The organism is Acinetobacter sp. WU_MDCI_Abxd143 (assembly GCF_025514195.1).
Lineage (GTDB): Bacteria > Pseudomonadota > Gammaproteobacteria > Pseudomonadales > Moraxellaceae > Acinetobacter > Acinetobacter pittii_H.
On the sequence record NZ_JAHPTH010000003.1, the window covers coordinates 256,488 to 281,249 of the forward strand.

At 36.3% G+C, this 24,762-nt stretch carries 27 protein-coding genes; 16 read left to right on the plus strand and 11 right to left on the minus strand.

The window, feature by feature from the left end:
• Window positions 1–139: 139 nt before the first annotated feature.
• A complete protein-coding gene (locus KTI79_RS09250; RefSeq protein ID WP_000011679.1) occupies window positions 140–370 on the plus strand; it encodes a hypothetical protein in 231 nt (76 codons plus the stop codon).
• A gap of 35 nt (window positions 371–405) precedes the next feature.
• On the opposite strand, the gene KTI79_RS09255 is transcribed toward KTI79_RS09250, so the two are convergent.
• Entirely contained in the window at window positions 406–1,152 is a 747-nt protein-coding gene (locus tag KTI79_RS09255; protein ID WP_032053769.1) for a phosphodiester glycosidase family protein, read from the minus strand.
• Between the two features lie 193 nt (window positions 1,153–1,345).
• Between KTI79_RS09255 and KTI79_RS09260 the strand changes: the two genes are divergently transcribed.
• Window positions 1,346–1,936, plus strand: coding sequence for a lecithin retinol acyltransferase family protein (locus KTI79_RS09260; RefSeq protein ID WP_032053768.1), 591 nt, complete (start codon window positions 1,346–1,348; stop codon window positions 1,934–1,936).
• 45 nt (window positions 1,937–1,981) lie between these two features.
• Here the strand turns inward: KTI79_RS09260 and KTI79_RS09265 are convergent, their stop codons facing one another.
• Window positions 1,982–2,572 (minus strand): YceI family protein, encoded by a 591-nt coding sequence (locus KTI79_RS09265; protein WP_002121395.1) that lies wholly within the window; start codon window positions 2,570–2,572, stop codon window positions 1,982–1,984.
• A 215-nt stretch (window positions 2,573–2,787) separates the two neighbouring features.
• On the opposite strand from KTI79_RS09265, the gene KTI79_RS09270 reads away from it, so the two are divergent.
• Window positions 2,788–3,195: an OsmC family protein gene (locus tag KTI79_RS09270; RefSeq protein WP_032053767.1), complete on the plus strand. Its 408-nt coding sequence runs from the start codon at window positions 2,788–2,790 to the stop codon at window positions 3,193–3,195.
• Between the two features lie 56 nt (window positions 3,196–3,251).
• On the opposite strand, the gene tkt is transcribed toward KTI79_RS09270, so the two are convergent.
• Window positions 3,252–5,240, minus strand: a complete 1,989-nt coding sequence (gene tkt / locus KTI79_RS09275; protein ID WP_031948143.1) for a transketolase — start codon at window positions 5,238–5,240, stop codon at window positions 3,252–3,254.
• Window positions 5,241–5,775: 535 nt separating this feature from the next.
• Here tkt and metK point away from each other — a divergent pair.
• Window positions 5,776–6,942, plus strand: a complete 1,167-nt coding sequence (gene metK / locus KTI79_RS09280) for a methionine adenosyltransferase (RefSeq protein WP_032053766.1) — start codon at window positions 5,776–5,778, stop codon at window positions 6,940–6,942.
• A 123-nt stretch (window positions 6,943–7,065) separates the two neighbouring features.
• On the opposite strand, the gene KTI79_RS09285 is transcribed toward metK, so the two are convergent.
• Window positions 7,066–7,314, minus strand: a complete 249-nt coding sequence (locus KTI79_RS09285; RefSeq protein WP_002121448.1) for a hypothetical protein — start codon at window positions 7,312–7,314, stop codon at window positions 7,066–7,068.
• Window positions 7,315–7,573: 259 nt separating this feature from the next.
• Between KTI79_RS09285 and KTI79_RS09290 the strand changes: the two genes are divergently transcribed.
• Window positions 7,574–7,768 (plus strand): hypothetical protein, encoded by a 195-nt coding sequence (locus KTI79_RS09290; protein WP_032053765.1) that lies wholly within the window; start codon window positions 7,574–7,576, stop codon window positions 7,766–7,768.
• Between the two features lie 66 nt (window positions 7,769–7,834).
• Here KTI79_RS09290 and KTI79_RS09295 read toward each other — a convergent pair whose 3' ends face one another.
• The gene (locus tag KTI79_RS09295; protein WP_032053764.1) at window positions 7,835–8,401 is read right to left on the minus strand and encodes an FxsA family protein; all 567 of its coding nucleotides are present in this window, start codon (window positions 8,399–8,401) and stop codon (window positions 7,835–7,837) included.
• A gap of 393 nt (window positions 8,402–8,794) precedes the next feature.
• On the opposite strand from KTI79_RS09295, the gene KTI79_RS09300 reads away from it, so the two are divergent.
• Window positions 8,795–9,616, plus strand: coding sequence for an OXA-213 family carbapenem-hydrolyzing class D beta-lactamase OXA-819 (locus KTI79_RS09300; RefSeq protein WP_032053762.1), 822 nt, complete (start codon window positions 8,795–8,797; stop codon window positions 9,614–9,616).
• A 79-nt stretch (window positions 9,617–9,695) separates the two neighbouring features.
• On the opposite strand, the gene KTI79_RS09305 is transcribed toward KTI79_RS09300, so the two are convergent.
• Both KTI79_RS09305 and KTI79_RS09310 read right to left on the minus strand, forming a co-directional pair.
• A complete protein-coding gene (locus KTI79_RS09305) occupies window positions 9,696–10,241 on the minus strand; it encodes a GNAT family N-acetyltransferase (RefSeq protein ID WP_032053761.1) in 546 nt (181 codons plus the stop codon).
• Window positions 10,238–10,831, minus strand: a complete 594-nt coding sequence (locus KTI79_RS09310) for a helix-turn-helix domain-containing protein (protein ID WP_032053759.1) — start codon at window positions 10,829–10,831, stop codon at window positions 10,238–10,240. The genes KTI79_RS09305 and KTI79_RS09310 overlap by 4 nt, the downstream gene beginning before the upstream one ends.
• 197 nt (window positions 10,832–11,028) lie before the next feature.
• Between KTI79_RS09310 and ruvC the strand changes: the two genes are divergently transcribed.
• On the plus strand, window positions 11,029–11,574 hold the full coding sequence (gene ruvC, locus KTI79_RS09315; protein WP_002121356.1) for a crossover junction endodeoxyribonuclease RuvC: 546 nt from the start codon (window positions 11,029–11,031) through the stop codon (window positions 11,572–11,574).
• Between the two features lie 4 nt (window positions 11,575–11,578).
• Here the strand turns inward: ruvC and KTI79_RS09320 are convergent, their stop codons facing one another.
• Complete coding sequence (locus KTI79_RS09320; RefSeq protein WP_086375773.1) at window positions 11,579–13,039, minus strand: NAD(P)H-hydrate dehydratase; 1,461 nt, start codon at window positions 13,037–13,039, stop codon at window positions 11,579–11,581.
• Window positions 13,040–13,065: 26 nt separating this feature from the next.
• Here KTI79_RS09320 and queG point away from each other — a divergent pair, with 26 nt between their 5' ends.
• Together queG and bioB are read left to right on the plus strand one after the other, a co-directional pair.
• Complete coding sequence (gene queG, locus KTI79_RS09325) at window positions 13,066–14,166, plus strand: tRNA epoxyqueuosine(34) reductase QueG (RefSeq protein ID WP_032053756.1); 1,101 nt, start codon at window positions 13,066–13,068, stop codon at window positions 14,164–14,166.
• 87 nt (window positions 14,167–14,253) lie between these two features.
• Window positions 14,254–15,243, plus strand: coding sequence for a biotin synthase BioB (bioB, locus tag KTI79_RS09330; RefSeq protein ID WP_086375772.1), 990 nt, complete (start codon window positions 14,254–14,256; stop codon window positions 15,241–15,243).
• Window positions 15,244–15,292: 49 nt separating this feature from the next.
• On the opposite strand, the gene KTI79_RS09335 is transcribed toward bioB, so the two are convergent.
• Entirely contained in the window at window positions 15,293–15,505 is a 213-nt protein-coding gene (locus tag KTI79_RS09335; RefSeq protein ID WP_032053755.1) for a hypothetical protein, read from the minus strand.
• A 63-nt stretch (window positions 15,506–15,568) separates the two neighbouring features.
• A complete protein-coding gene (locus KTI79_RS09340; RefSeq protein ID WP_032053754.1) occupies window positions 15,569–15,919 on the minus strand; it encodes a hypothetical protein in 351 nt (116 codons plus the stop codon).
• A gap of 409 nt (window positions 15,920–16,328) precedes the next feature.
• Between KTI79_RS09340 and KTI79_RS09345 the strand changes: the two genes are divergently transcribed.
• From KTI79_RS09345 to KTI79_RS09365, 5 genes are all read left to right on the plus strand, one after another.
• Window positions 16,329–16,901 carry a fimbrial protein gene (locus KTI79_RS09345; RefSeq protein ID WP_032053753.1) on the plus strand — a complete coding sequence of 191 codons (573 nt, stop codon included), beginning with the start codon at window positions 16,329–16,331 and terminating at the stop codon, window positions 16,899–16,901.
• 73 nt (window positions 16,902–16,974) lie between these two features.
• Window positions 16,975–17,721 carry a molecular chaperone gene (locus KTI79_RS09350; protein ID WP_032053751.1) on the plus strand — a complete coding sequence of 249 codons (747 nt, stop codon included), beginning with the start codon at window positions 16,975–16,977 and terminating at the stop codon, window positions 17,719–17,721.
• Between the two features lie 140 nt (window positions 17,722–17,861).
• Complete coding sequence (locus KTI79_RS09355; protein WP_079284178.1) at window positions 17,862–20,318, plus strand: fimbria/pilus outer membrane usher protein; 2,457 nt, start codon at window positions 17,862–17,864, stop codon at window positions 20,316–20,318.
• On the plus strand, window positions 20,315–21,334 hold the full coding sequence (locus KTI79_RS09360; RefSeq protein WP_032053749.1) for a fimbrial protein: 1,020 nt from the start codon (window positions 20,315–20,317) through the stop codon (window positions 21,332–21,334). The genes KTI79_RS09355 and KTI79_RS09360 overlap by 4 nt, the downstream gene beginning before the upstream one ends.
• A gap of 557 nt (window positions 21,335–21,891) precedes the next feature.
• Window positions 21,892–22,071 (plus strand): hypothetical protein, encoded by a 180-nt coding sequence (locus tag KTI79_RS09365; RefSeq protein ID WP_032053748.1) that lies wholly within the window; start codon window positions 21,892–21,894, stop codon window positions 22,069–22,071.
• Between the two features lie 53 nt (window positions 22,072–22,124).
• Here the strand turns inward: KTI79_RS09365 and KTI79_RS09370 are convergent, their stop codons facing one another.
• Entirely contained in the window at window positions 22,125–22,976 is an 852-nt protein-coding gene (locus tag KTI79_RS09370; protein ID WP_032053747.1) for a LysR family transcriptional regulator, read from the minus strand.
• 94 nt (window positions 22,977–23,070) lie between these two features.
• Here KTI79_RS09370 and KTI79_RS09375 point away from each other — a divergent pair, with 94 nt between their 5' ends.
• Together KTI79_RS09375 and KTI79_RS09380 are read left to right on the plus strand one after the other, a co-directional pair.
• On the plus strand, window positions 23,071–24,000 hold the full coding sequence (locus KTI79_RS09375) for a DMT family transporter (protein ID WP_032053746.1): 930 nt from the start codon (window positions 23,071–23,073) through the stop codon (window positions 23,998–24,000).
• Window positions 24,001–24,237: 237 nt separating this feature from the next.
• Window positions 24,238–24,702, plus strand: a complete 465-nt coding sequence (locus tag KTI79_RS09380) for a hypothetical protein (RefSeq protein WP_014206549.1) — start codon at window positions 24,238–24,240, stop codon at window positions 24,700–24,702.
• The last annotated feature ends 60 nt before the right edge of the window (window positions 24,703–24,762 follow it).

Consider the following 24,762-nt stretch of genomic DNA (forward strand, 5'->3'; position numbering starts at 1 on the left):
GTGTCATAATTTCGTTTAACTCAAGCATTCCCATCGAAAATTCTCGAGTTCAAGTGGTGGATTTATCACTTATAGAGTCTTGTATTTTATTTTAAATTGGCTATATTTCGAGCTATGTTAGGTTGTATATGAAGGCTCTATGAGTTTTTGGCAAAAGCTGTTCTTGGCAGATCAACAGCATAACGAGCATAAAAACCAAACTGCTTGTGTTGAAAATGACTGCTCATGTAAAACTAATGAACAACTTCTAAGTGCACTTGCACAAGCAACAGATGAAGATGTCATTAAGGGAATTAAAAAAGTTCTTATTTCCCGTGGTTATAGCCGAAAAGAGTTAAATGAACTCACTCAAAAACCCTCTATTCATTAATTAAAAAGCCAGTCTTGTACTGGCTTTTTAATATTTCACTTTAATGCACAATTAGACTCATCCACCCAACCGACCATTGGTCCCATTTGAAATTGCTGATCATTCCGATTGTTCTTTTGCATATATAAACTAGAAATAGAACCATCGAGATATAAGGCCTGCTCTACTTTAAGGTTTCTTTGAAAAAACTCGGCAAAATTATAGAAATTCACCCTATTTTTCGATATTACAAAGTAGAGTTTATTATCTCGAATACCAACTCCATTACGAATTTTCTTTGATTGAGAGTCTGGTAAAAAAAGGGAATTTATCTTTCCTTCAATAACTAACATTGGCCCAGATTGGGTTGCATAATCAACTTTCAAGTTTTTTTGGCTATATTGTTGTGTAGTTAAAACAAAGGCCTTTTTTTTATTCCAAGCTACTACCCCATTCGGCTGTAAAAAGAAATTTCCAAATCCTTTATTCTTATTTAGGGGCTGAATCACCTTAGCCTGTTCAACATACAACCCTACTGGAGAAAACCCTAAATGAAACATGCCTGCATTCATTGCAAAGCTAAGTTGCTCACATTGTTTTAATTGTTCCTGAATAGTGTTAAAGCTTTTATAGTATTGTTGATTATAAGGATTCTTTAAAAATAAGCGCAATGCTTTAAAATCGCTGATCGAAACCACCTCGTATTGATCATCTTCTACCGTTTGAATTTGCTGGTAATCTATAGCATATGCGGGCTGAAACAAAAGCCCATACAAAGCTAAGCACCCGACGACCCATTTCATTTAACATCACCTGACATGACATTTTTCCTTCATATTAAGTAACTAAATTATATACAAGAAATATAAATAGATTGGATATGCATCAAACTCATTTATTCGACGTAATCAATACACTCCAAATTGCTGATATTGGTTATAATGTTTAGCAGCTTTTCAATAAAAGCCATTTACACTTTATTGGATCAGCGTAAGCATGCAACAACCGAATAAACGCTACCCTTTAGGGGCTCACCTCATCGTAAAGCATCTCGGCTATAGCCATCATGGTATATATGCAGGGAGAGGTCGAGTTATCCATTATTCCGGATTAGCTCATTTCATCAAAAAACGTCCAATTGAAATCACCTCAATAGATGCATTCTCGCACGGCAAAATAATACATGTCCGTTCATATGACAAACCTCGTTATAAAGGAAAGATTGTCGTTCGACGCATGCGTTCGCGTATGCATGAAAACCACTATCATTTGATTATTAATAACTGTGAACATCTATGTAGTTGGGCAATTACCGGCATTGAAAGTAGCACCCAAGTTGAGCGGATGATGCATCGTTTAACAACCATTGGTTATGTAAGCTCAATTATGAGCTATATGAATGGTATGATGCTAACCGTTGCAACTACATGTTTTGCTCTGGTTCTTTATATTAAAAAGAAACTGCGCGATCAGGCAAAAAGAAAAGTTCCTACTTACCAGTTCTTAAGAGAAAAATCTCAGAAAAGAAATATCGATCCTTCAGCGCCTTTAGTATTTATAGATCCAGATAAAAAAGAGCCAGTCTAAATAAAAAAGCCCTCATATTTGAGGGCTTTTTAGAAAACTTATAACTTATTTTTTAGCTGCATTAGCGGCAGTTGCTTCTGTCGTAATGTTTACAGTGATCTTATCACCAACATTTGGCACATAACTTCCTAAACCAAAGTCAGAACGCTTGAATGAAGTTGTAGCGTTAAAACCAATCGCTGGAACTTTAGCCATTGGGTGCTCGCCCTGCTTATTTAAAACAGCATCAAGTACAACTGGCTTAGTTACACCTTTAACAGTTAAGTCACCAGTAATTTTAAAGTGCTTTTTGTCTTTGGTTTCAACTTTAGTACTTTTAAAGGTAATATTTGGGTATTTAGCCGCATTAAACCAAGCTTCTTCTTGGAACTCTTTATCTAAAGCAGGCACGTTTGTATTTACGCTGCTTAAAGGAATAGTCACGTTTACAGATGAATTTGCTGGTTTAGCATTATCAACTTTAATTACGCCTTGGATATCCGAGAAGTTAGCGCTTGGAGTAGAGAAACCAAAGTGATTCCATGAGAAAACAGTAGCTGTATGTGTTGGGTCAATTTTGTAGTCTACTGGTGCAGCTAAAGTAACTGAACTAGCTAATGCTACTGCCAAACCGAAGCTTAATGTTTTAAGATGCATTTTTCGTATCCTTTATTGATATAGTCGTTAGTGTATACATCAAGTAATTTAATTCACTATTCTTTATAAAACGATATGTTTCATCCATGCAACAATAAAAGCGTTACAGTTGTTATTCAAAAACCATATTATAAAGTAGCGGTACTGTCATACCGTGTTCGAATTCTAGAATTTCATTTTTACTTCAAATTTATTGATTCATAATAAGGTAAAACATGGCTAATACTGCTCAAGCACAAAGTACTTCTACTCCATATCGGGTAACTCTCACCGATCCTTCAGGACATCAATGGTTTGCAGATGAACCAACTGATAAAGGTGGCCTAGATACTGCTCCAAACCCCGTTCAGATTTTATTATCTGCTTTAGGAGCTTGTACTACCATTACTTTAGAAATGTATGCGAATCTTAAAGGAATTAAGCTAGATCATGTTCAAGTGGATTTAGCATTAAACCCAAATGGCGAACCTGAGAAAGGCCAAAATAATATTGAACGGAAAATCACACTCAAAGGCGAGTTTACTGAAGACCAACACAAGCGTTTATTAAAAGTTGCCGAGAACTGCCCTATTCATAAGTTATTAACCTCTCAGATTAGTATCCAAACAGAACTTAGCATTTAAAATTTTAAATAAAAAAAGCGCTCCAATAGGAGCGCTTTTTTACACTACTTTAATATTTAAGCAGTTAATTCTTTTACTGCTGCAACAACAGCTTCAGTCGTAATACCAAAGAATTGGAACAAATCTTTTGCTGGTGCAGACTCACCATAAGTTGTCATACCAATTACTTTGCCATCAAGACCAACAAACTTCCACCAGTAGTCAACATGAGCTGCTTCAACTGCCACACGTGCACGAATATGAGCTGGTAAAACTGCTTCTCTATATGCAGCGTCTTGCTTCATAAATTCTTCTGCACATGGCATAGAAACTACACGTACACCTTCAAGTTGTGCATAAGCTTCCATTGCTAAAGAAATTTCAGAACCAGTTGCAATAATAATTGCTTTTAATTCGCCTTTTTCTTGAGCAAGAACATAACCACCTTTTGCAGCGTTTTGAATTTGCTCTTCAGAACGTGTTTGGAATGGTAAGTTTTGACGAGAGAAAATAAGAGCTGTAGGACCGTCTTTGCGTTCTAAAGCAGATTTCCAAGCAATTGCAGTTTCTACAGTATCTGCAGGACGCCATGTATTTAAGTTAGGTGTACCACGTAATGAAGCAATTTGTTCAATCGGTTGGTGAGTTGGACCATCTTCACCTAGACCAATTGAGTCATGTGTATAAACATGAATTACACGTTGTTTCATTAATGCAGACATACGTACTGCATTACGTGCATATTCCATAAACATTAAGAATGTTGCAACGTAAGGAACGAAACCGCCATGCAATGCAACGCCATTAGCGATTGCAGTCATACCAAATTCACGTACGCCATAGTATACATAGTTACCCGCTGGGTTTTCTTGAATACCTTGGCAACCTTTCCAAAGTGTTAGGTTAGAACCCGCTAAGTCAGCAGAACCACCTAACAATTCAGGTAATAAAGGACCAAATGCTTGTAATGTATTTTGGCTTGCTTTACGTGTTGCAATTGTCTCGCCTTTCGCATTTGTTTCACGAATGAAAGCATCTGCTTGTGCTGCAAATTCTGCTGGTAAATCACCACTAATACGACGAAGTAACTCAGCTGCTTCAGTTGGATATTTTGCTTGATATTGTGCAAATACCGCATTCCAAGCTGCTTCAGACTCACTACCTTTTGCTTTTGCATCCCATGCAGCATATACATCAGCAGGAATAACAAATGCTTCTTCGTTCCAGCCTAATGCTTCACGAGTTAAAGTAATCTCATCTTTACCTAATGGCGCACCATGACAGTCTTCTTTACCCTGCTTATTTGGTGAACCTAAACCAATAATCGTTTTACACATAATGATTGTTGGTTTTTGAGTTTCAGCTTTTGCTTCGATTGTCGCTTGACGAATCGCATCAGCATCATGACCATCTACACGAAGAACTTGCCAACCATAGGCTTTGAAACGCTCTTCTGTATCATCACTGAACCAGCCTTCTACTTCACCATCAATTGAAATACCATTATCATCATAATAAGCAATCAATTTACCAAGTTGTAATGTGCCAGCTAAAGAACATACTTCATGAGAAATACCTTCCATTAAACAGCCATCACCTAAGAAACAGTAAGTGAAATGGTCAACAACTTTTAAATCATCTTTATTAAATTGAGCAGCTAATGTTTTTTCTGCTAAAGCAAAACCAACAGCATTAGCAATACCTTGACCTAAAGGACCAGTTGTCGTCTCTACACCCGGTGCATAGCCATATTCAGGGTGACCAGGAGTTCTAGAATGCAATTGACGGAACTGTTTTAAATCTTCAATTGAAAGATCATAACCTGTTAAATGAAGCAAAGCGTATTGCAACATTGATCCATGGCCATTTGATAAAACGAAACGGTCACGGTTTGCCCATTGTGGATTTGTTGGGTTGTGATTTAAAAACTCACGCCAGACGACGTCAGCAATATCTGCCATCCCCATTGGAGCACCTGGATGCCCTGAGTTTGCCTGTTGCACAGCATCCATTGCCAATACACGAATTGCATTTGCAATACGACGTTCGTTTAAAGGGGTCGTCATAGATCAGAATCCAATTTTAATAGATTGATGAAAAGAAGAAGATGAATAACCATTCAATGCCGCTATATTGTCTTAAAAAAAAGGCTGAGGGTAAACCCCAACACGGTATATTTCTTTATTTTTAACCATTTCTTGGTTACACAAAAAACATTTGAATCTTTAAGTTATATAAAACAATGCTTATTTCTCTGCAGACTGCTCAAATTTCAAAGTATTTCCCCTGTTAGTTTTTGATATATAGTTAAAATATTCCCCTCATCTTGCATAAGCTGATCGTATTAGTTTTCTTTAAAGTCCAAATTTTTAGATAAAATCTTTTATTGGTTTATATGTCTAAAAAACACACGAGCAACAAGTTGTTAAAATATAAATACTTTAAATTATAACTCTCTATATCAATTTTACTAATACACTTATCAATTAAAACACACTATAAATGCAATAAATTCATGCTTTTTAGTCAGTATGAACTGGTCCTCAAGCTCAAGTCGATGTAACATATTATGTCTTTTGAAATAACCAAGATAGGACTTTCATGCGCGAGTACGCTGTTTTTACCTCGGAATCTGTAAGCGAAGGTCATCCCGATAAAATGGCCGACCAAATTAGCGACGCTATTTTGGATGCAATCTTAAAAGAAGACCCATACGCACGTGTTGCTTGTGAAACACTGGTAAAAACAGGCGCTGTTGTACTTGCAGGTGAAGTAACAACGACTGCTAATATTGATGTTGAAGCTGTTGTTCGTAATACTGTTAACGGTATTGGTTACCACCACTCTGATCTTGGCTTTGATGGATCAACGTGTGCTGTAATTAATATGATCGGTAAACAATCACCTGAAATTGCTCAAGGTGTAGACCGTCAAAAACCAGAAGATCAAGGTGCTGGTGACCAAGGCCTAATGTTCGGTTATGCAAGTCGTGAAACAGACGTGCTTATGCCTGCGCCGATTTCTTATGCTCATCGCTTAATGGAGCGTCAAGCTGAACTTCGTCGTTCAGGTGCCCTTCCATGGTTACGCCCAGATGCAAAGAGCCAAGTTACTTTTGCCTATGAAAATGGCAAGCCTGTACGTTTAGATGCTGTTGTTTTATCTACTCAGCACGATCCTGAAATTACTCAAAGCCAGCTTAAAGAAGCGGTTATTGAAGAAATTATAAAACCGATCATCCCTGCTGAAATGTTCCATGCAGCTACTAAATTCCATATTAACCCAACAGGTATGTTCGTAATTGGCGGACCTGTAGGTGACTGTGGTTTAACAGGTCGTAAAATTATTGTTGATACATACGGCGGTATGGCTCGTCACGGCGGTGGTGCTTTCTCTGGTAAAGACCCATCTAAAGTTGACCGTTCTGCTGCTTATGCAGGTCGTTATGTTGCAAAAAATATTGTAGCTGCCGGTCTTGCTGACAAATGTGAGATTCAAGTGAGTTATGCCATTGGTGTAGCAGAACCTACTTCAATTTCAATTAATACCTTTGGTACAGCAAAAGTTTCTGATGAGTTGATTATTCAACTCGTACGTGACCACTTCGATTTAAGACCGTTTGGTATTACTCGTATGTTGGACCTTATTCAACCAATGTACAAACAAACTGCGGCTTATGGCCACTTTGGTCGTGAAGGTTCAGACTCTGCATTTACTTGGGAAAAAACTGATAAAGTTGATGCCCTTAAAGATGCTGCTGGCCTCTAATATCCGTCATAAAAAAGCCCGCGTTTGAGCGGGCTTTTTTATACTTAAAACTCTATGGTATGTAGGGTTTGGTCTTCTAGCAATCATCCTTGACGCCATATCATTTATAGCTGTAATCAAAGTCTATTGTCTTGTCGTTTTATCATCCTGATTTAATACATCAAGTAATGTTGACTGCGTAGGAGTATCTTGATGGTTCTGGATATAGATATGGACAACTTTAAATACAACGACAACCGCTAGACAAGCCATCACACAAAACATCCATAAGCCATAAGGACTTCGAATATGTTGTGAGCCACAGTATGGGCATGATTTATCTGTTGATGCCACAACTTTGTCGCAACACGCACAATGGTATTGATATAGCATAGGTAACCCTCCTTCCCTCATTTCAACCGTTGTTGTTTTAATAGGTTTGCTACATTTTTTAATTTATACATCCTTTATATTTATCCTATGTGAAATGAAAAGATAATTCAATCTAGATGAACAATTGAGTCAATTAAAAAATATTCTATAAAAACAAAAACATAAATTAAATATTATTTTTATAGGACTATTTTTCTTATTTTGATATTTTGCCTAATTTGTTAAAATAAGCGAATAATCTCACATTTGAGGCAAATGCATGTCACATACAAAGCTCATTAATAAAGGTGGCTTTCGCGAAAGAGCCAACAGAAGCCGAGGTTATCAACAATCTGAAAATAAGCAAACTGCCTTAGCTTCCAACAAATATCAACCTCAAACAAAACCACAAGAAGACCAAACTGAATTGGCTCAAAAAGATCTTAGCGGGACTGAAGAATCTCTAAATAAATAATATATATCTACTTAAAATAAAAAAGGCCTAAACTCTGGAGGATTAGGCCTTTAAATAAGGTTATGATTAATCCTTATTTTTATGTTCAATTTTCTTATGATCTGGAGTAACTTCTCTAGCTTCACCATCAATAATGCTTGAATCACGGTATTGACCTTGACTATTGCCACCTTGTTGATTCTGCATATCTTGCATTTGGCGCATTAAATCAGCAAATGGGTTTTGTCCGCCCATATTACCGCCCATACCACCCATCATTTTTTCCATCATAGCTTGTTGGCGCTTTGCAAGAGTTTTCATTGCTATATTACGGAAAGCAGTTTGAACACCAGGGATCAGAATTAAAACAGCTAACACATCAGAAACAAGACCTGGCAACATTAATAAGAAACCTGCAAAAGCGTAAGCAAGTTTTTTAGTTACTGCCGGATCATTACCAAGCTGGCCTGTCATCTGCATTTGTTGTAATTGAGGCATAATACCAGCAGTACTTTTGCGAATAAGCCCCAAACCAATAAAGAAAGCAAAAATGAACCAAAAGAACACATACCATCCACTGATGAACTGTGCTACGCCAATCCATACGGCAATTTCAACAATCGCGCCCAGAACTACAATAAGAAGTAAATTCATGTAAAACTTTATCTATCTCAAAAAGAAAATTCATTGCAGTTTTATTTGCCCCAACCCTATCGAATCAGTCAGAGTCTGCAATACTAGAGTACATTTGATTTTAACTCGATAAAAACAAACATGCTTTATTATTAATGAGTGCTCTATCTGGTTTATCAAGTGCGACTTTTATCAGATTTTAATTTTTTTACTCTATTTAGACAGTATAGCTCTCTCACCAGCAGTTTTTAGTCAAATAAAAAGTCTTAACTTTTTTGAATATGTATAGTTTTTAAAGGATTAAAAAATGATATTTAAGTGACGGCTCACACAAATAGCTTACATTTTCTCTATCTAAAAGCACCGCTATTCAAGTTAAATTAAAGAATAATATTTTTAAACCTACATAGCCTTATGACTAAAAAAGCTCTTTTCTTTGCTATTAGTACCATATTTTTGTCAGCATGTTCTTTCAATACAGTACAACAGCACCAAATACACGCTATTTCTACTCATAAAAATTCAGAAGAAATTAAATCACTGTTTGATCAGGCACAGACCACGGGAGTTTTAGTGATTAAGCGTGGGCAAACCGAAGAAATTTATGGCAATAATCTTAAAAGAGCATCAACCGAATATGTTCCCGCCTCTACATTTAAAATGCTAAATGCTTTAATTGGACTTGAACATCATAAAGCAACGACAACTGAAATGTTCAAATGGGATGGACAAAAGCGTTTATTTCCTGATTGGGAAAAGGATATGACTCTGGGTGAGGCCATGAAAGCTTCTGCTATTCCTGTCTATCAAGAACTAGCGCGAAGAATTGGCCTTGATCTTATGTCCAAAGAGGTCAAGCGTATTGGTTTCGGTAATGCTGATATTGGTTCAAAAGTAGATAATTTTTGGCTTGTCGGTCCCCTTAAAATTACACCTCAGCAAGAAACCCAGTTTGCTTATGAATTAGCCCATAAAACTCTTCCCTTTAGCAAAAATGTACAAGAACAAGTTCAATCTATGGTGTTCGTAGAAGAAAAAAACGGACGTAAAATTTACGCTAAAAGCGGTTGGGGATGGGATGTTGAACCACAAGTTGGCTGGTTAACAGGCTGGGTCGTTCAACCACAAGGAGAAATTGTAGCGTTCTCACTCAATTTAGAAATGAAAAAAGGAACACCTAGTTCTATTCGAAAAGAAATTGCTTATAAAGGATTAGAGCAGCTAGGTATTTTATAATTTGAACTTTATAGCCCAGCTTATATTCATCCTTATAAACTGGGTTATTTTAAAACTTGAAATTTGAAAACCTTATTATTTATCCGTCCACTGGCGTATGTGGTGTATTTAAATTTAACTGATAGAAAGCAGCATCTAACCATTGCCCAAACTTAAAACCGACTTGCTTAAAAGTACCTGCATGGATAAAGCCCATTTTTTCATGCAAACCAATACTTGCTTGGTTGGTTGCATCAATACAGCCTATCAATACATGTAAGTCTGCCTCTTGAGCACGCTTAATCAATTCTTGCATTAGAATTTTGCTTAATCCGCTGCCACGATGTTCATGATGAATATAAACACTATGTTCAACAGTATATTTATAAGCAGGAAAAGCCCTGAAGGTCCCCCAGCTCGCAAAACCCAATAATTTGTTTGTCTCATCCACGATACCAATCACTGGAAAACCATGTTCTCTTTTAACTGAAAACCATGTTTTCATTGAATCAATTGAGCGCGGTACATAATCATACAGTGCTGTAGAATTAATAATTGCCTCATTCAGTATCTCTAATATAGCCGCTGCATGTTCTGCTTCATTACAATCAATTAAGCGAAAATTAGAATTGAGGGAATAGATCATAACGATTCCTTAACGGCAGATACGAGTTGACTAGAGACGACTAAGATATAGCGAGCGACTTGAGCTGAATTATTAGTGTATATAACAGGTTGGTTGAGTTGCATTGCTAAGCAATCTCCTTTGCTTAAAGCATAACAAGCTTCACCTAATTGAATATCAATTTGCCCTTCAACTACCCAAAGTTGTTGCTGTACAACATTAGAGGTTTCATTAATTTCATAAGTAATTCGGGCATGAGCCGGAAATTCAATTTCAACAATTTGAAATGGAGACTTCCAATTTGGAGGAGAGACTTGACGGCGAATATATCCTGTTTCAGGGTCTTTCCATTCGGATTGTTGAATACGTCGAACTATAGGTTGTGGTGATTGATTATTTTGTGAAGTGGCGAATAGTTGAGTTAAAGGAACCCCTAAACCATTTGCCAGCTTTTCAAGGACAACCGCCGTTGGACTTGCCTCACCTCTTTCAATGAGTGAAATTGCAGAACGGCTTACCTGACATCGACTAGCAAGAACATCTAGAGTATATCCACGTGATAGACGTAGTTTACGTACTTGCTGCGCAATGCGTATATTAATATCTTCCATCTATCACAGACATAAATTCCAAAATTATAGATAAGTATTCCATTAAAATAGAATTACATCAAATGATTTTAAACAATATCGATGGGTAAGATAAAAACCGAAAAATAACCATTCATCACGGCTTTCTTTAAATTACTCATGCATAACCGTTTTGGCTATGTAACAATACTCTCTAAATTACTTATATAAGTCTTCACATGGCATTGATTATTGGAATTGACCCGGGTTCACGCTTAACAGGTTATGGAATCATTGAAAAAGATGGTAGCAAACTGCGTTTTGTTGATGCCGGTACAATCCGAACTGAAACTCAGGAAATGCCAGAGCGCTTAAAACGTATTTTTGCTGGCGTTGAGCGCATAGTGAAATTTCATGGCCCTACTGAAGCTGCAGTTGAGCAAGTCTTTATGGCTCAAAACCCAGACTCTGCCTTAAAACTGGGGCAAGCCCGTGGTGCTGCCATAGCCGCATTAGTTAATTTAGATTTACAAGTTGCAGAATATACTGCCCGTCAAATTAAACAGTCTGTGGTTGGTTATGGCGCTGCCGATAAAGAACAAGTTCAAATGATGGTCATGCGATTACTTAATTTGACGATTAAGCCTCAATCCGATGCAGCCGATGCTCTTGCTGCTGCCATTTGCCATGCTCATGCATCGGGAAGTATGAGCAAACTGTCTGTTTTAAATGCTTTAGGTGGTATGGCACGTGGTCGAAGTCGCTCTAGCAGTCGCAGACGTTAAAAATTTATTGATTTACGACTTGAGTAATTGCCTGATTCATCTCAAAAGCCTGCAAGCCACGCATACCATTTTTAGCTAAAAGGTCTCCTGCTTGTGCATGAAGGGTAACAATCTCATGTAATGCAATATCTTTGTGGAATTGGGCTTTCAAGCTTGCAATCATTCCTGCTAACACATCACCCATTCCACCCGTCCCCATACCAGCATTACCTTGCGTACAAATATACAAGTTATTCTCTAAAATTAAGCTACCCGCTCCTTTAAGTACCCATTGGCCTGCATATTTTTGTTGTAACGCATAAATTGCAGCTATTCGGTCATTTTCAATTTGCGCTGTAGAAGAACCAAGTAAGGTAGCAGCTTCTCCCGGATGAGGCGTCGCATAAACATGTGCACCCAATTTTTCAGGTTGCTTTGCTAGAAACCATAAAGCATCTGCATCTAAAACAGTTTCTAGGTGTGTACTCTGATTTAACAAATTATACCATTGTTGATAGATTTGTTTAGCCCACTCATCTCGCCCTAGCCCCATTCCAAAACATACTGCATCAACTTGAGATAAAATCTCTCTAATATTTTCTTCATCTAAAGCATTAATATCACGGAGCATAATATTAGGTGCCCGCGACAAAATAGCTTGATGATGATTACGATGACAAACCACCGTCACTTTACCTGCACCTGCATGAAAAGCAGCTTCAGCAGCCATAATGACTGCTCCACCCATTTGTTCATGCCCACCCACCACTAAAACATGCCCGTAACTTCCCTTATGCCCAAATGCCATACGCTGAGGAAGTTTAATATTTATGGGGGCCAAATAAGCCAGAGGTTTCAGCTCGTGATCTATAGGAATTAGACTAACTAAATGAACTTGTCCCGCATATTCTTTTCCTTGTCCTGTAAATAATCCAGCTTTAAGTCCTAAAACAGTAAAGGTATGATCAGCTCGTATTGCACAAGGTAAAACACAGCCTGTATTTGCATGCAAGCCACTCGGTATATCAATCGAAATTTTTAGACCAGATTGTTCATTAAATTGTTGAATAGCCTGTTGCCAATTAGTATTTAATTCACGATTTAAGCCTATACCAAATAAAGCATCAATATGACAATCAAATGTTCTTTCCACATTAAAATTTGGATGAATTTGGACTTTCATTTCTTTAGCGAATTGCGCTGCACAATGTAAATCATTTGACTCACCCAATTGAGCCGCAAATATTTCAATCTGAAATCCAGCCTGTTTCAAATAACTCGCTATAAAATAGCCATCACCTGCGTTATTCCCCTGTCCACACCAGACCGCAATATTCTTAGTGGCATGGTTTTCAAAAAGTACGATGAGCTGTTGAGTGATTAACCAAGCTGCTTGTTGCATTAAGCCTAATGATGAGTTTTGCGCAGCAAACCAGCGCTGCTCCCATGCTCGAATATCATCGCTATGGTAAACTACCGCCTGCATATTATTATCCTCTTGCATTTTGGTTTATGACATCTTCTGACACATCACGCATTGCAGTGCAACAAATTGATCCACATGAATTAAAAGCATGGATCAAAGCTCAAGCATTAGACTTGGGTTTTGCTGATTGTGTCATTGCAAAACCAGATGCTCAAGAGCAAATGCCACGTTTTTTAGAGTATCTAGAACGTGGTTATCATGCGGACATGACCTATTTAGAAGAAAATCTAGAAAAGCGAGCTAATCCAACATTATTAGTTCCTGGCACCAAAAGTATTATTTGTGTCCGTATGAATTATCTTGTGGAATCTCCAAAACCCAGATATGTACCTTTCGAACCAAACTCTGCCATTATCGCCCGTTATGCACGTGGCCGTGACTACCATAAAGTCATGCGTGGTAGATTGAAAACCTTAGCAACACGAATTCGTGAAAAAGTTGGTGACTTTGAATCTCGTCCTTTTGCAGATTCGGCACCTATTTTTGAAAAATCATTAGCAGAAAGTGCTGGAATGGGTTGGACAGGCAAACATACTTTGCTCATTCATAAAAAATCAGGTTCTTTTTTTGTTTTAGGTGAGCTATTTACATCACTCGACCTACCTTTCGACGAGCCTGCAACAGCACATTGTGGTTCTTGTAGCGCTTGTATTGATATTTGTCCGACGCAAGCAATTGTCGAGCCTTACATGTTAGATGCAAGACGTTGTATTGCTTATTTAACTATCGAATATAAAGGAATTATTGCTGAAGAATTACGTGCAGGTATTGGTAACCGAATATTTGGTTGTGATGACTGTCAGTTAATCTGTCCATGGAACAGCTTTGCAAAAAAAGCTTCTATTACCGATTTCAACCCTAGGCATGGATTAGATAATATTAGTCTGCTTGATATCTGGCAGTGGGATGAAGCCACTTTTTTAGCCAATACGGAAGGTAGCCCTATCCGCCGGACAGGTTATCAATCATTTAAACGTAATATTGCAATCGGATTAGGAAATGCTCCTTATTCAAAAGAAATTGTAGATCAACTACAAAATGGCAAAAATTTACATGACGAAATCGTCAATGTGCATATTGATTGGGCAATTGAGCAACAACTTAATCAACTTCAGCTATCAAATTAAAAAAATGATGTTTTTTGCCCTATAGCTTTAATGCGAATTCTGTATGATTATGTGTAGTGAATTAATGCCATCATCATGGATATGACAATGACTCTACGTAATGATTGGAATCGTGAAGAAATCCAAGCTTTATATGAACAACCTTTTTTGGATTTAGTTTTCAAGGCTCAACAAGTACATCGTGAGCACTTCACTGCCAATTCGATTCAGGTCAGTACCCTTTTATCTATTAAAACGGGTAAATGTCCTGAAGATTGCAAATACTGCTCACAATCGGCACATTACGAATCAAAATTAGAAGCAGAAAAACGTATTGCTGTTGAAAAAGTAATTAGTGAAGCGAAAGCTGCCAAAGATTCAGGTTCTTCACGTTTTTGTATGGGTGCTGCTTGGCGTAACCCACATGAGCGCGATATGCCTTATGTTTTAGAAATGGTACGCGAAGTTAAAGCATTAGGTATGGAAACCTGTATGACTTTAGGTATGCTTAACCAATCTCAAGCAGAACGCCTAAAAGTTGCTGGTTTAGATTATTACAACCACAATCTAGATACATCTCGCGAGTATTATTCTCACATCATTAGTACCCGCACTTTTGATGATCGTTTAAATACGCTTGATTATGTTCGTCAAGCTGGTATGAAAGTTTGTAGTGGTGGTATTGTAGGTTTAGGCGAAAGTCATGAAGACCGAATTGGTTTATTACATGAACTCGCTACCCTACCAATTCATCCTGAATCTGTGCCAATCAACATGCTTGTTCCTATTGAAGGAACGCCTTTAGCCGATGTTGAAAAGCTTGATGTCATTGAATGGATCCGTACTATTGCTGTGGCGCGTATTATCATGCCGCATAGCTATATCCGTCTCTCTGCGGGCCGCGAATCATTAAGTGATTCAGACCAAGCCTTAGCATTTATGGCTGGTGCAAACTCATTATTCTCTGGCGATAAATTACTGACCACACCAAATGCTGGTGAAGGTAAAGACCAAGCTTTATTTAATAAACTAGGTTTAACAGCTGAAAAACCAAAACCAACGGTTGCCGATTTATCAGTAGATGCAATGAGTGCTTAACTTAACTCTTAAAAATTTAAAAGCCCTGATCATTCAGGGCTTTTTTCATTTATATAGAAGTTACTAATATTCCGTAAGTGGCATTTAGAAAGGTTCCGACTCGAATAATATCCTTGCCGGCTGCATGCGTTACTGTAAATTCTTGGCTCAACACATCAAAATTAAAAGAATCAAAAACATCTTGGTGGTGTAAAAGCCAAGTCACTGTATCTGCTACATTCTCATCCACAATATAAGTTAAGGCCTTAAAGTCTTTACTCATAAATAACTCTTAAAAATAAATTTTATGAATTTTATATGAGTTCACTCTACCTTAAAAGAAAATCTAAGCTGCTTTAGGATTTACCAACGAACGACCTGACAACAGACTTGCCAAGGCTTGAGGTGTAAATTCTAAAGAAAGTACATGATTTTTGAGATTGACTGAATGCTTACTAATTAATGGAAGTAAGCCATCTTCTGTTTCAAAGACATATTCATCTGCAATATTTAAGATACCTTCAAGATTTGTCGTACTCGAAGCAAGATCATGGCTAAAGATGTCATAAATAGTTTGCAAGTTAAAGGTTGTTTGCTGTTCCGTCGGATGCTTAATGAGATAATCCTTTAAAAATAAAACTAATTTATGAGCAAAGAAAAAGTAATTAGGTTTATAGCTATACTTCATACTATTCATGGAACTGAACTCCAGATTATCTTTTATTAAATTACAACTAAAACAGTAGGAATTGAATCTTAAAAAATTCTTAAAAAAATAAATTATTTCACAAGTTAAATGAAAAACACATTTAATATTATAAAACAACAACTTAACGCCATATTCAACAATTTTATAATAAAAAATATTTTAAATTTAAATTAATTTAATAAAATACAAACACTTAAATATTTTAAGTTTTTAATTTTATTTTAATGATATAATAGTTAATTATTTTACCAAATGATAAAAAATATCTTGCCCACTCATTCTTAATAAAAATAAATTGATCAAAATATATATAAATATAATGTTTTTCTTGTTTTTTGTTTGAAAAGTGATATATTTCCATCGCCTTACTTAATCAGAATAAACTTACTGAAAAGTAATGGATTTTATTTTAAAAGGCTATTCTGGGGATTTTATGAAAAAATTTATTTTTATGGCGGCTGTTTCTCTCTTAAATATAGCAAATGCACAAGCTGCAGATGGCACAATTACTATTAATGGTCTTGTCACGGATAATACTTGTACTATTGATACTGGAGATAAAAATTTAACAATCAATTTACCTACAGTTTCATCTCAAACCTTAAAGAATGCAGGTGATGTGGCTGGTCGTACGCCTTTTCAAATTAACTTAACGAACTGTGCCGCTGCTGGTAAAGTTGCAACTTATTTTGAACCAGGTGCTACCGTTGACTTTAATACGGGCCGATTATTAAACCAAGCCACTTCTGGTGCAGCAACAAATGTGAATATTCAATTACTTGGCAGCAATAACGCTGTAATTCCTGTACTTGCTACAAGCACCAATGAAACTCAAACGAATTCACAATGGGTAAATGTTTCAGCAGGTGGTAGTGCTGACCTTAACTATTATGCTGAATATTATGCTACAGGCGCTTCTACTGCCGGTACGGTAACATCGCAAGTAAAATACACGATTATTTATCAATAAAATTAAAATTGAAGCTTCTATTCATGAATAGAAGCTATCTCCTACCTATTATTTATTATTGAGAATATGACTCATGCTTTTTCGTGGTCGTAAATTTTTTTGGGGATTAGTTTGCCTACAGGCAGTACTAACTACTACGGGTCATGCTGAAATTGTTCTACACGGTACACGTGTCATTTATCCTTCAAATGCACGTGAAATCACATTACAACTGAGTAATAACGGTACTGCCCCATCTCTTGTGCAAGCATGGCTTGATGATGGAAATGCCAAGTCAACACCAGATGAAGCAAATGTCCCCTTCATTATTACACCACCGATTTCGCGGGTAGAGGCGACTAAGGGACAAACCTTAAGAATTACAGCTTTACCAACCTCATCTCAACTTAGCCAGCAACAAGAATCGATTTTTTGGCTTAATGTTTTAGATATACCTCCTAAACCGGAAGAAAAAACTCAACAAAAAAACCAAGCCACTTCTACCTCTAATAATTTTTTGCAACTTGCTGTTCGCTCAAGAATTAAATTCTTTTATCGCCCTACAGGCCTAAAAGAAAATGTTGATCAACTCAGTGACAAAGTCGAATGGAAAATAAATGATCAATATATAGCGATAAAAAATCCTACGCCGTTTTTCCTCACTATTACTTCAATTTTTCAAACAAGTGAAGGTCATAAAACAGACTTATTACAGCAAGGTCTAATGATTGCCCCTTTTTCAGAGGATAAAATAAAACTAAAAAATAAAAACTTAGCAGATATGAGCTTTGTATATATCAATGATTACGGTGGACGAGTTGAGCATCTAATAAAGTTCTAACCTCACTGTATTACTTAAGAAAATTTAACTACCTATCATGAATAGGCTCTAAAACTATGTCTAAATGGTTTATACCTTATATATGTTTAAAAAGCCCTTTTACTTGTTACGTCGTATCAAGTATTACGCTATTCATGTCTGTGGCTGCATATGCTGAAAATAATACTGATGTTTCACATTTCTCAAGAGCCGAATTTGATAGTAATTTCTTAGTCGGTAACGCACAAAAAATTGATATAGCTCGATTCAAATATGGAAACCCGATCTTACCTGGTGAATACAGCTTAGATGTCTATGTGAATGGTCAATGGCTAGGTAAGCGGCGCATGCAATTTAATGCCCTAATTCCCAACACAAATGCTGAAACATGTTTTACAGAAGCTATGTTGCTTGAATATGGTGTAAAAGCTGATGTTCTAAGTCAACATGACTCTACTTCATCTCTTTCATGTAAAGATCTCGCTTCATGGATAGATAATGCTTTTTATGTATTTGATAGTTCCCGTTTAAGAATTGATATTTCAATTCCACAAGTCGTCTTAGAAAAAAATGCGCAGGGCTATATCGATCCACATTTGTGGGATCGCGGTATTAATGCGGCTTTTTTAACCTATAACGCAACAGCATATCGAATAGTGAATGAACAGCATGAAAATACATATGCTTTTATGGGAACCAATCTCGGAGCGAATTTAGCAAGTTGGCAGTTTCGCCATAATGGGCAATGGAAATGGCAAAGTCAGCCTGGCTATCAATCCAATAATTCTTCTTATACCTCAACAAATACATATTTACAAAAGGCCTTTCCCCAGATTCATGGTGTTGTGACCTTAGGAGATTATTTTACTAATAGCGATTTTATCGATTCTTTACCCTATCGCGGCATAAATATTTCAAGTGATGACCGAATGCTTCCAAATAGTATGGTGGGTTATGCTCCAAGAGTCCGAGGTTACGCCAAAACCAATGCAAAAGTCGAGGTGAGACAACAAGATAATTTAATCTATCAGACCACCGTACCACTTGGAAACTTTGAAATTAATGACCTCTATCCAACGGGATTTGGAGGTGAATTACAAGTTTCAGTAATTGAATCTAATGGAGCAATTCAAAAATTCTCTATTCCCTATGCTTCTGTCATTGAAATGCTGCGCCCACAAATGAGTCGATATTCACTCACTTTAGGACAATTCCGCGATTCAAACGTTAAATTAACTCCATGGTTAATCCAAGGTAAATATCAACGAGGAATTAATAATTACCTCACGGCTTATAGTGCAGCTCAAGGGACGCAACAATATTTCTCTGTATTATTAGGTACAGCTTTTTCAACACCAATTGGAGCTATTTCTTTTGATGTCACTCACTCAAATGCCGAATTTGCTCAACAGCCTAAAATGGCAGGGCAAAGTTATCGTTTAAGTTACAGTAAGCTATTTTCTCCAACGCATACTAATTTAACATTAGCAACTTATCGTTATTCAACAGAAAACTATCTCAAATTGCGTGATGCAATTTTAATTCGAGACTTACAACAACAAAATATTGATAGTTTTTCAGTAGGCAAACAAAAAAGTGAATTCCAACTTACTTTAAATCAAGCCCTCCCAAACCAGTGGGGAAATTTCTATTTAGTAGGCTCGTGGACAAACTATTGGAATCAAACTACTCCTAATAAGCAGTTCCAATTAGGTTATAGCAATCAATTTAAAGATTTAACTTATAGTTTATCTGCAATTAATAGTGAAATTACCCAAGCTGATGGGCGGGCTGGCCAAGATACTCAATACCTAGCCTCCCTATCCTTTCCATTAGATTTTAAGAAAACTTCTTTAAGTTTGAATAGTGTTCTAAGTAAAGATAGCCAAATTTTAAGCTTAAGCGGGTTTACAGGAAGTCGTTTGAACTACGGCGCATCAATTTCTAGTCAAGGTCAGGGTCAAACTAACCTCAATATTAATAGTAACTATAAAACAAACTACACAACCATTGGCGCTTCAATAAGTTATGCCGATTCCTATCAACAAGAAATGCTTAACTTAAGTGGCAATATCGTTGCACACTCCCAAGGACTTCTATTTGGTCCAGACCAAGCTCAAACAATGGTATTAGTTTACGCGCCAGATGCGACAGGAGCACAAGTCGGGAATACGCCAGGGCTAAGCATTAACAAAAAGGGGTATGCCGTGATTCCGTATGTTACACCCTACCGTATGAATGATATTAGCCTTGACCCGCAAAATATGTCTACGCAAGTTGAGCTAGCTGAAAGTAGCTTACGTATCGCACCCTATGCAGGTTCAATCACTAAAGTTCAATTCACAACAAAAAAAGGTTATGCACTTTTTATTAATACAACCAGTTTATATGGCTCACATTTACCTTTTGCAGCGCAAGTGTACAACCTAAATAACGAGGTCATAGGTATTGTTGCGCAAGGCAGTCGTATTTATTTAAGAACACCCTTAAGCCATGACCGTTTATATGTGAAATGGGGAGATAAGAGTACAGAAAAATGCGAACTAGAATACGATATAACCGATCAAATAAAGCATAACAACCAACCAATTATTATGACAAAGGCAGTCTGTAAATGAATAATATTTTTAAAAAAATTGGATTTTTAGGTGTAAGTTTATTTGCTTATAACCATACAAATGCAAATTGTACTTTAAGTAAAGGATTTACCACTGTCGATATTCCAATGAATATTGGTAAAATCGTTGTAAAACCGACAGATCCTATAGGAACCATATTACAAAGGAATACTTTTTCGATCTCTCCAAATAACTCAAGTGCAACATGTAGCCGTGCGAGTGATCAAATTATTGCAGCTCTTCCCTTAAACTATCCAATTAGTCCAATAGGTAATAATGTCTATGCAACCAATATTCCCGGTATTGGTATTCGTCTTTATCGTGAAGCTGCAGATGCTTCAGATTTTTCTGGATATTATCCCTATAGACGTACATTAACGCCCAATACAGCCTATACGCTTTCTCCAGGGTATTTTGTTATGGAAGTGATTAAAACCGCGATGACAACAGGTTCAGGTGCCTTAGTAGCAGGACGTTATAGTACTTATTATGTATCGGGACAACAGAATCGCCCATTTCTAACCACTACCGTATTAAGTAATGCCCCTATTCTAATCGCGTCCTCATCATGTGAAATTCAAAATGGAATAGATACCCCTGTGCAACTTCCTAATGTTATGAAGTCAGGTTTTAAAGCGATTGGTTCAACACAAGGTGAACAGAGTTTTAACCTATCGATTGTATGTAATGGCGGCGAGAATAACTCTGGTATAGCTACGAGCAACACGATCAGCTTAAGTTTTGATTATAACTCTGACCCCACCAATAATCAGGTCATTAATAATAGTGCTGCAAATTCAAACAAAGCCAATGGTGTGGGTGTAGAACTGCTATGGAATATGAATGGCGCTAACAACCCCATTCAAAAAACAGCCAAACAAAATATAGGTACAGTCAATTCCAACCAAACTATAGAATATGATATTCCATTAACTGCCCGTTACTATCAAACTGCACCTAATGTAACCGCAGGTGTAGTTACCGCAACTGCAACTGTGACTATTCAATATGATTAATTCATCCCCATACCCTTTCTTAAAAATAAAAAACTAAAAGATGCTAAGAATCTTAAATTTTGAACTTTGTAGTTATATTAAAAAATTCCATAAAAAAATGCTCATAAGCAAAAATAGCAAATGAGCATTAGTGATAACCACTTAACCTGAAATACAAATTGTGGGAAATAGATCACAATTTGCCTGACTATAATTCCAAAATCTAGCTCGAAAATCAAGTCTTTTTTTTATTAAAAAGTTAAAAAATTAAAGTAAGTCATTGTTTTAAATAAATTTTAAAAGTATATTTAATTTCAAAACAACTATTCTATAGCGTTTCTAAAGAATTATCATTCTATTAATTAATAAAAACTTAATTTTAAGAAAATCTAAAAGGACCGCTTTTAAGTGGATTAAAAATATTTAATATAATTTCAATAACTTAAATCTAAATATTAAGAATTAATGATTATAACAATTATAAAGAATTACATAATTTATAAGAAAAAAAACATAAATAAATTTAGAAATCCCCTTCAATTACAAACAAGATCTTAGGCTTTTCACTAGAACGTAACATGCTCATTTTTTGGAAAATATTATGTATTATTTTATTAAGTCTAGGAGCTTTCAGCATAGGGTGCGCAATTAGTAAAATTGATTTTTTTCTATTTTTAATAGGTCTACTTTTATTGCTATCTTTTATATTAGCTTTAAAACAAGCACGGGAAGATGCAGGCTTTTTTTCTGAGAACTAGATAAAACCACTTTGCTGTTACTATCTATATCTACCTTGTTTATTAAAGAAAATTTATATTTTGAAAGGTTCGAAGCAGCTTACAAGAAAGTCCACCACCACTCGTATAACAGGACTATGTCGTAAATCTTCGTGTGTAACTAACCAGATTTCAGCACTCATTGGATAGTCATCTTCTAATCTAACCAAATTGCTAAATGCACCTAAAAAATCTGGTAAGACCGCTAAACCAATTTCTCCGCATGCAGCTCTCCACTGCAGCTCAGGATGATTAGTAACCATTATTGGATCTTTATAGTTTAATCTTTCCTTTAGCTTCTGCTGTTTTTGACCATGTACTCCTCCTACTTCTACACTAATCCATTCATAATTTTCAGGCTTTGTTGAAGCCAAATAATTTGGACCCGTATATATTCCAAAAGGTATTTCACCTACTTTGCGAGCAACTAAATTTTCATCTTTAGGACGTCCAAACCTTACCGCTATATCAGCCTCACTATGCTGTAAAGAAACATAATGAACATCACCGAGCACCCGTAATTTTAACTGCGGATAATGGCGATAAAATTTACCCAAATGAGGCATGATGAGATGTGCAGCAGTTAAGGGAGGCATACTAATAGAGACACTTCCCATTACTTCTTGCTGACCTGCTTGAGTTAAACGCTCGATCGAAAAAGTTTCTTCCATCATACGAGCAACTACTTGTGCAAGACGTTCACCATCAGGAGTTAGGATGTAGGTGCGTGGTCTACGATCAACTAATTTAAGTTTTAAGTTTTGTTCTAGCTGAGCAATTCTTCTAGATACTGTTGCATGGTCTACACCCAATTTTCTGGCAGCAGCGGAAAGTGACTTTTCTTCGGTAAAAACTGAAAAGTAATGCAAATTTTCCCAATCAATCATTGTGCAAATTTTCACATAAGAAGTGTATTAATACGGAATTGTACACCTTTATAGATTTGTCGAGAATAAAACCTTTCTTAATGGGAGCCTGTCCATGAACAGAACGGTGGTTTATGCCTATGCTGGTGTTGTCTTAACAATGTTTTTTTGGGGATCAGCATTTAATGCAATGTCTTATATTATTCAACATATGCCTCCGTTATCTGCTGCATCTGAACGGTTTTCAATTGCAAGCCTAGGCTTACTCTTAATCTTTTCAATAACAGGTCAACTTAGATGGACAGCCTTAAAACAAAATCTAGTGATCTATCTGATTATAGGGGTCATCGGAATTGCGGGATTTAACATTGGCTGTTTTTATGGGCTTCAAACCACCTCAGCTGTTAACGGCGCTTTGATTATGGCAACCACACCATTAATGACTCTATTAATGACAATCCTTTTAGATGGTGAAAAACTTACTACTAATAAATTCTTAGGCGTTTTATTCGGCTTAAGTGGCGTATTACTGGTGATTAGTCAGGGACATATAACGACTTTACTACACCTTAAAATAGACATTGGCGATTTATTTATATTATTGGGCGCATTTGGATTTTGCCTAGCAAATGTACTGTCTCGCCGTTATGTAAAAAATGCTACTCCGTTAGAGACAACAACTTTCTCTATGATGTTCGGGGCAATAACACTTGGTTTGTTGAGTGTGATATTTGAAGATCCTCTTACAGCAATTGCATCTGCCCCTATAAATGCGCACTTAGCCATGGGATATGTTGTTATCTGCTCTACCATGATTGCTTATCTATTCTGGTTTAATGGTATACAAAAGTTAGGTGCTGGTCGTGCTTCTGTCTTTTTTAACTTTGTGCCAGTGTTTAGTATGATAATTGCTCTACTTACTGGACAAACCCTCAATATCTGGCAGTTAGTAGGAACAGTTTTAGTGATGCTTGGTGTAATGAGTAGCGGAGGATTTTTTAAAATTAAAAGCACTCCACTTATGGCAAAACATTGTACAAAATAAGAAATATGCTGCTACATTAAAAATCTATGCTTAATATGTAGCAGCATTTCAAGTATATAAATTATTTCTCAACAATTTCTTTAAATTCTTATATTTTCAAAATATTTTTTTACATTTGTGATGGTTTATACAAAAGCTCATCTTAATTATTCCGTTGTAACAAATACTGTATGTTTCTTTAAAACTTAATAAATGATTGCCATATATAGTTTTAAAACAACCAAAGGAGATATTAAAATGAAGCTGGATTTTACAACAATTGAAAAGCAAGCCAAATTGCTACAAGAAGAGCAAGAAAAGATCGAGCAACGAGATCATGAATTTCAAGTTGCTTTAGATAAACACAGAGAATCTCTTAAGAATTTATTTAAAGATCTTTTCTCTGATAGAGAAATTAAGACAGAAAATGGAGGCCACTTCTGTGTAACCTTCGGTGATTTCAAAATTTCCTTATTGATTGAAACTGCTAAATTTGAAAATGGCGTTCCTGTAAAATTAAACTCCGTAAATCCTGTTATTATTAAATGCAAGAAAGATAAGCCGATTGCAAAAGCACAGTTTACAGATGCAACCCAATATCTAGATAACCATTTAGACACTCCAAATTATCAGTACTATTTTAAGCAAGAGGATAAGACTCAACTGGTACAATTTTCTGAACTTCCCACTTATTTCCAACTTGTTTTAGACGCAAATGCATAAAATCGAGCCCTCTGCTGAGGGCTTTTTCATATATTATTTTTTTATCATTTAACTTTTAAA